Origin of the sequence: Thermus thalpophilus, assembly GCF_022760915.1 — a bacterium.
Taxonomy (GTDB): domain Bacteria; phylum Deinococcota; class Deinococci; order Deinococcales; family Thermaceae; genus Thermus; species Thermus thalpophilus.
This window is the reverse complement of the sequence record NZ_JAKTNS010000062.1, coordinates 1-6,764: the sequence shown is the minus strand read 5'-3', so window position 1 is coordinate 6,764 and position 6,764 is coordinate 1. Positions and strand designations below refer to the sequence as shown.

Genomic DNA, 6,764 nt, shown 5'->3' with positions numbered 1-6,764 from the left:
GGGGCCCTTGACGATGAGCTCGCCCACCTCGCCCGGGGGCACCTCCCGCCCCTCCGCGTCCACCACCTTCGCCTCCACCCCCGGGAAGGGGAGGCCCACGCTCCCGAGCTTTCTCGGGCCGTGGAGGGGGTTGCAGTGGGTCACGGGGCTGGCCTCGGTGAGGCCGTAGCCCTCCACCAGCTTGGCCCCGGTGAGGGCCATGAAGCGCTCCGCCACCTCGAGGGGCAAGGGGGCGGAGCCGGAGATGCAGGCCCGGACGCTTCTTAAGTTCCGCTTCTCAATCCCGGGGAAGTTGTTGAAGGCCACGTACAAGGTGGGCACCCCCGGGAAAAGGCTTACCTGGTGCTTCTCAATGGCCTCCACGATGGGCCCGATCTCGGGGCGGGGGAGGAGGACCAGCTTGGCCGCCCCCAGGAGGGCCAGGTTCATGGCCACGGTCATGCCGTAGACGTGGAAGAAGGGGATGGCCCCCAAGACCACCTCCTCCCCTTCCCGGAAGTCGGGGATCCAGGAGCGCACCTGCAGGGCGTTGGCGGAGAGGTTCCGGTGGGTGAGCATGGCCCCCTTGGCCACCCCGGTGGTGCCCCCGGTGTACTGCAAAAGGGCCAGGTCGTCCAGGTTAAGGGGCACGGGGTTGGGGGTGCCGGACTTGAGGAAGCGCCGCCAGGGGATGCCCTCGAGGGTTTTGGGCCACTGCCCCTTGCGCTTGAGCAGGAGGGGGTAGAGGAGGTTCTTGGGAAAAGGGAGGTAGTCCTGGATGCCCGTGCGCACCAGGATGCGCACGGGAACTTCTTCCTTCACCTCTTGGTAGCGGGGAAGGAGCTGGTCCAGGATGACCAAGGCCTTGGCCCCGGAGTCCTGAAGCTGGTGCCTGAGCTCCCGGGGGGTGTACATGGGGTTGGTGTTCACCGCCACGCCCCCCGCCAGGAGGGCGCCGAAGAAGGCCACCACGAACTGGGGGGAGTTGGGGAGCATGATGGCCACCCGGTCCCCCGGCTTCACCCCCGCCTCCTGCAGGCCCTTGGCGAAGGCCTCCACCTCCCGCCACAAGGCGGCGTAGGAAATACTTCGCCCCAGGAACGCCAAGGCCACCTTGTCTGGGTAGCGGCGGGCGTTTTCCCGCAGGGCCTCGGTCAAAAGCCGGGGCGCGGGGGCCTCCTTGGGGACCCCAGGATCGTAGTGTGCGTACCAAGGATGCATGGCACCTCCTTGAACCGGGTCAAAGTTTACCCCCCGTTCCCCATCCGGGCAAGGGGCCCTAGACCCGGAAGTAGCGGTAGGGGGGGCCTTCCCGGCCCACCAGGCCCTCCGCCCGCAGGTACTCCAGGTGGGCCAGGGTTTCGGCGAAGGCGAAGCGGCGCCCGGCGGCGTCCAAATCCTGGGGGAAGAGGAGCAGGGAAAGCTCCCAAGCGTTCTTGGGGCCTTCCAGGTGGGCCAGGAGGCTTTGCAGACGCTCCTCGTGGTGGGCGAGAAGCTCCTTGGCCCGCTTCCGAACGTCCCGGATGGGGCCGAAGTGCCCCGTGTGGGCCACCTGGGCGGGGAGTTCGGCCAGGCGCTTGAGGGAGTCCAGGAAGTCCTTTAGGGGGTTTTCCCGGGTGTAGGCCCAAAGGCCCACGTTGGGGGAGACGTGGTCCAAAAGGGCGTCCCCCGCCAAAAGCACCCCCTCTTCCTCCAGGTAAAAGGCCACGTGCCCGTCGGCGTGGCCCGGGGTCCAGAGGACCCGAAGCCTTCTCCCCCCCACCTCCAGGACCTCCCTGTCCCTAAGGGGCACGGGGTTTTGCGGCGGGTGGACCCTCTCGCGGGTTTTGGCCATGGTTTCCCGGATGCCCAGAAGGGCCTCCTCGGGGGTGCCGTGCTCCCGGAAAAGCCGCCAGGAGGCTTCCTCAAAGGCCTCCGGGACGAGCCAGAAGCGGTGGCCCCGGCCGAGCTCCTCCTCGTGGAGGAAGACCCGGGCCCCAAGCCCTTCAAAGAAACCGGAAAGCCCATAGTGGTCGGGGTGGTGGTGGGTGAGGAGCACCGTCTTGATGTCCTGGAAGCAAAGGCCGAGCTCCGCCAAATAAAGCTCCAGGCTTCCCCGGGCGGTGCGGGTGTCCAAGGCGGTGTCCAGAAGGGCCACCTCCCCGTCCCCCCGGAGGAGGTAGAGGTTCACCGCCTTCAAGGGGTAGGGGATGGGCACGGGCAGGAGGAAGACCCCGGGCAGGATCTCCTTCATAGGAGGGCCCCCAGGAGGAGGAGGGCGGCGAGGAAGGGGTCGGGTTCCTTAAGGTGCCAGGGGAAGCGGAAGCCCCCTTCCCCGTCCCCTTCCACCGCCTTACCGCCCAGAACTTCCTTCAGGTGCCCCAGGGTGGCCTCGTCCCCCAAGGGCTCCCCGCCGGGGAGGTAGACCCTTAGGCGGCAGGCGTCCCCGTCCAGGGCCAGGCCCAGGGTGGGGGGCTCTTGGGCCTTGAGGAGGACCTGGAGGGTTTTTAGGTGTTCCGGCTTTGGGTCTGGGTCCACCCCGTAGAAGAGGGGGTGGGGGAGGGGGTGGAGTTCCCGGAGTTCCGCCTCGAGGCCAAGGAGCCTCCACACCCCGGGCAAGACCCCGCCCCCCGCTCCCCCCATGGCGTCCAGGTAGACCACGCCCTTTTTCTTGGGCACCTCTCCGGCGCTCTGTGCCAGGTGCTCCATATAGGCCTTCTTGACCTCCAGGGGGGCGAAGCGCCTCCGGGCCTCCGGGGGGGTTAGGAAGGGCACCGCCTCCCCGGGAAGGGGTTTTCCGGGCCCCAGGCGGAGCTTGACCCCCTGGAAGCGGGCGGGCCTGCGCCCAGCGGTGAGGTAAAGCCCCGCCGCCTCCTGCCTCTCCAAGGCGAAGCCGAAAAGGGGCAGGGGAGAAGGCCCGGGAAGGAGGAAGGTCTCCAGGCCCAAGGCGGAAAGCACCCCCGCCGCCTCCTCCGCCATCTCCCGGGCCAGGAAGCGGGCGTCGTGGCCCACCACCACCCGCTCCACGCCCTCCTCCTTCAGGCGCTCGCCAAACCCCGCCGAAAGCCGAGCCAGGGTGGCGAAGGTGAAGTCCCGGGCGAGTTCGCCCAAGAAGCCCTCCTGCGTGGGACGAAGCTCCATGTCCTAGAGTCTACCCCGTGGTAGACTCCACCCCGTGGACGAGGCCCTCCTCTCCTCCTTGAACGAGGCCCAGCGCCAGGCGGTCCTCCACTTCCAAGGCCCCGCCTTGGTGGTGGCGGGGGCTGGGAGCGGCAAGACCCGCACCGTGGTCCACCGGGTGGCCTACCTCATCGCCCACCGGGGCGTCTACCCCACGGAGATCCTGGCGGTCACCTTCACCAACAAGGCGGCGGAGGAGATGCGGGAGCGGCTCAAGGGCATGGTGAGGGGGGCGGGGGAGGTCTGGGTTTCCACCTTCCACGCCGCCGCCTTGCGCATCCTCCGCGTGTACGGGGAGCGGGTGGGCCTGAAGCCGGGCTTCGTGGTCTACGACGAGGACGACCAGACCGCCCTCCTCAAGGAGGTCCTGAAGGAGCTCGGCCTTTCCGCCAAGCCGGGGCCCATCAAGGCCCTCTTGGACCGGGCCAAAAACCGAGGAGAGCCGCCCGAGGCCCTCTTGGCGGAGCTTCCCGAGTACTACGCCGGACTTTCCCGGAGGAGGCTTTTGGACGTCCTTTTCCGCTACCAGGAGGCCCTAAAGGCCCAAGGGGCCTTGGACTTCGGGGACATCCTCCTTTACGCCCTGAGGCTTTTGGAGGAGGACCAGGAGGTGCTCGCCCGGGTGCGCAAGCGGGCCCGCTTCATCCACGTGGACGAGTACCAGGACACAAACCCCGTGCAGTACCGCTTCACCAAGCTCCTGGCCGGGGAGGAGGCCAACCTCATGGCCGTGGGGGACCCGGACCAGGGCATCTACTCCTTCCGGGCGGCGGACATCAAGAACATCCTCCAGTTCACGGCAGACTTCCCCGGGGCCAAGGTCTACCGCCTGGAGGAGAACTACCGCTCCACCGAGGCCATCTTGCGCTTCGCCAACGCTGTGATCGTCAAAAACGCCCTGCGCCTGGAAAAGACCCTGCGCCCGGTGAAGCGGGGTGGGGAGCCCGTGCGGCTTTTCCGGGCCAAGGACGCCCGGGAGGAGGCCCGCTTCGTGGCGGAGGAGATCCTGCGCCTGGGGCCCCCTTTTGACCGCATCGCCGTCCTTTACCGCACCAACGCCCAAAGCCGCCTCCTGGAGCAGGCTTTGGCGGGCCGGGGCGTTGGGGCGCGGGTGGTGGGCGGGGTGGGCTTCTTTGAGCGGGCGGAGGTGAAGGACCTCCTGGCCTACGCCCGCCTGGCCCTGAACCCCCTGGACAGCGTGAGCCTGAAGCGCATCCTGAACACCCCGCCCCGGGGCATCGGCCCGGCCACGGTGGAGAAGGTGGCCCGCCTGGCCCAGGAGAAGGGCCTTCCCCTCTTTGAGGCCCTGAAGCGGGCGGAGCTTCTACCCCGCCCCGAGCCCGTGCGCCACTTCGTGGCCTTGATGGAAGAGCTCATGGACCTGGCCTTTGGCCCCGCGGAGGCCTTTTTCCGCCATCTCCTTCAGGCCACCGACTACCCCGCCTACCTCAGGGAGGCCTACCCCGAGGACCACGAGGACCGCCTGGAGAACGTGGAGGAGCTCCTGCGGGCGGCCAAGGAGGCGGAAAGCCTCCTGGACTTCCTGGATAAGGTGGCCCTCACCGCCCGGGCGGAGGAGCCGGCGGGGGCGGAGGGGAAGGTTTCCCTCATGACGCTCCACAACGCCAAGGGTCTGGAGTTCCCCGTGGTGTTCCTGGTGGGGGTGGAGGAGGGGCTTCTGCCCCACCGGAACTCCTTGAGCACCCTCGAGGCCCTGGAGGAGGAGCGCCGCCTCTTCTACGTGGGGGTGACCCGGGCCCAGGAAAGGCTTTACCTCTCCTACGCCGAGGAGCGGGAGGTCTACGGCCGCCTGGAGGCCACCCGGCCAAGCCGCTTCCTGGAGGAGGTGGAAGAGGGGCTCTACCAGGAGTACGACCCCTACCGAAGCCCAAGGCCCGTCCCCCCGCCGCACCGGCCCAAGCCCGGGGCCTTCAAGGGGGGGGAGAAGGTGGTCCACCCCCGCTTCGGCCCGGGCACGGTGGTGGCGGCCTCGGGGGACGAGGTGACGGTGCACTTTGAGGGGGTGGGGCTTAAGCGCCTTTCCCTCAAGTACGCCGACCTGCGCCCCGCCTAGGAGGTGGCCCGTGTGGCCCCCTTACCACAAGACCCGCCCCTTGCCCTTCCTCCACCGGGGGAATGCCGCCTTCTTTGACCCGTTGGTGGCGGAGGTGGCGTCCTTGCGCCTGCCCCTTTTCCCCTACCCCGTGGAGGCGGAGAACACCTGGGCCCTCCTCCCCTGCCTTGTGCCCCTGGGGCTTGCCGGGATGGTCCTGGCGGAGGGCCTTCCTCCCCCGGAGGGGATGCGCCTGGAGGCGGAGGCGGAGATGGCGGGCCTGGTGGACCTGGTGGCCGTGGGGGTGGGGGGACCCGTGGGCCAGTACACGGAGGGGGTGGCCTTGGAGCGCTTCCTAGCCGCCCACTTTCCTGGGGCTAAGGCGCTTTGGCTTGGCCCCTTGCGCCCCTCCTTGGCCCCCTTCCTCCGCCCCTTGGCTCAGGTTTCCGTGGCGGCGCCGAGCTTCGCCGAAGGGGACGCCTTCCTCGCCCGCCTGCCGCAAAGGGCCCGGGGACACGTGGCCTTGAGGCGGGAGGAGGTGGAGGCCCTGGCCCTGAGGTCCGACCTCCTCCTCTACGCCGGGGGCGGTCTTCCCCTGGCCCTTCTCCAACCCTTCCACGCCCTCTTGGCCCTGGCGCCCGTGGACCGGAATGTCCACGAGCGGGTCCAGGTGGTGTATTCCCGGGAGGAGCTTTGGGCGGAGCGGGTGAAGGCGGTCTTAGGGGCGCTCGGCTACCCCCCTTGATACCCTAGGGGTATGGGGCGTTGGGTGGACCTGAACGCGGACGTGGGGGAGTCCTACGGGGTCTATACCTACGGGCACGACCGGGAGCTTTTCCCCTTGGTGACCTCGGTGAACCTGGCCTGCGGCTTCCACGGGGGAAGCCCTTTGCGCATGCGGGAGGCGGTGGCCCTGGCCAAGGCCCATGGGGTGGCGGTGGGGGCCCACCCCGGCTTCCCCGACCTGGTGGGGTTTGGCCGGCGGGAGATGGCCTTGGGCCCGGAGGAGGTCTACGCCGACGTGCTCTACCAGATCGGGGCCCTTTACGCCTTCCTGAAGGCGGAGGGGCTTCCCCTCCACCACGTGAAGCCCCACGGGGCCCTTTACCTCAAGGCCTGCCGGGACCGGGAGACGGCCCGGGCCATCGCCGAGGCGGTGCGGGCCTTTGACCCGGAGGTGCCCCTCGTGGTCCTCCCCGGGACGGTCTACGAGGAGGAGGCCAGGCGCACCGGGCTTAGGGTGGTCCTCGAGGCCTTCCCCGAGCGGGCCTATCTCAAGAACGGTCAGCTTGCCCCCCGCTCCCTTCCGGGCTCCTGGATCACCGACCCAAGGGAGGCGGCCCGGCGGGCGGTGCGCATGGTCCTGGAAGGGAAGGTGGAGGCCCTGGACGGAGGAGAGGTGGCGGTGCGGGCGGACACCCTTTGCATCCATGGGGATAACCCCAACGCCCCCCAGGTGGCCCAGGCGGTGCGGGCGGCTTTGGAGGCGGCGGGGGTGGCGGTGCGGGTCTTTTAAGCTGTACCCGGCCCTACACATGTGAGACGGGAGGCATAAGAATGGGGGAACCACTCC

General features: G+C 69.0%; 6 protein-coding genes. 3 read left to right on the top strand and 3 right to left on the bottom strand.

Features of this window, described 5'->3' with window-relative positions; translation table 11 throughout:
* The 3 genes from L0D17_RS12730 to L0D17_RS12720 form a co-directional block, all read right to left on the bottom strand.
* A partial coding sequence (locus L0D17_RS12730) for an AMP-binding protein (RefSeq protein ID WP_243095645.1) occupies window positions 1-1,200 on the bottom strand: 1,200 nt, incomplete at its 3' end.
* Window positions 1,201-1,258: 58 nt separating this feature from the next.
* A complete protein-coding gene (locus L0D17_RS12725) occupies window positions 1,259-2,212 on the bottom strand; it encodes an MBL fold metallo-hydrolase (protein WP_039458863.1) in 954 nt (317 codons plus the stop codon).
* Window positions 2,209-3,099 carry a phosphohexomutase domain-containing protein gene (locus tag L0D17_RS12720; RefSeq protein WP_243095644.1) on the bottom strand — a complete coding sequence of 297 codons (891 nt, stop codon included), beginning with the start codon at window positions 3,097-3,099 and terminating at the stop codon, window positions 2,209-2,211. Before L0D17_RS12720 ends, L0D17_RS12725 begins: the two co-directional genes overlap by 4 nt.
* Window positions 3,100-3,133: 34 nt before the next feature.
* Between L0D17_RS12720 and L0D17_RS12715 the strand changes: the two genes are divergently transcribed.
* Genes L0D17_RS12715 through L0D17_RS12705 form a run of 3 tightly spaced genes read left to right on the top strand, consistent with a single transcriptional unit; the run spans window position 3,134 to window position 6,707 of the window.
* Entirely contained in the window at window positions 3,134-5,212 is a 2,079-nt protein-coding gene (locus tag L0D17_RS12715) for an ATP-dependent helicase (RefSeq protein ID WP_243095643.1), read from the top strand.
* A 10-nt stretch (window positions 5,213-5,222) separates the two neighbouring features.
* Entirely contained in the window at window positions 5,223-5,936 is a 714-nt protein-coding gene (locus tag L0D17_RS12710; protein ID WP_243095642.1) for a hypothetical protein, read from the top strand.
* A 12-nt stretch (window positions 5,937-5,948) separates the two neighbouring features.
* Complete coding sequence (locus L0D17_RS12705; RefSeq protein ID WP_243095641.1) at window positions 5,949-6,707, top strand: LamB/YcsF family protein; 759 nt, start codon at window positions 5,949-5,951, stop codon at window positions 6,705-6,707.
* The last annotated feature ends 57 nt before the right edge of the window (window positions 6,708-6,764 follow it).

What these genes read in the sequence shown, in the direction of transcription:
- L0D17_RS12725 (WP_039458863.1), bottom strand. Translation starts at nt 2,212, where the DNA reads ATGAAGGAGATCCTGCCCGGGGTCTTCCTCCTGCCCGTGCCCATCCCC.
- L0D17_RS12720 (WP_243095644.1), bottom strand. Translation starts at nt 3,099, where the DNA reads ATGGAGCTTCGTCCCACGCAGGAGGGCTTCTTGGGCGAACTCGCCCGG.
- L0D17_RS12705 (WP_243095641.1), top strand. Translation starts at nt 5,949, where the DNA reads ATGGGGCGTTGGGTGGACCTGAACGCGGACGTGGGGGAGTCCTACGGG.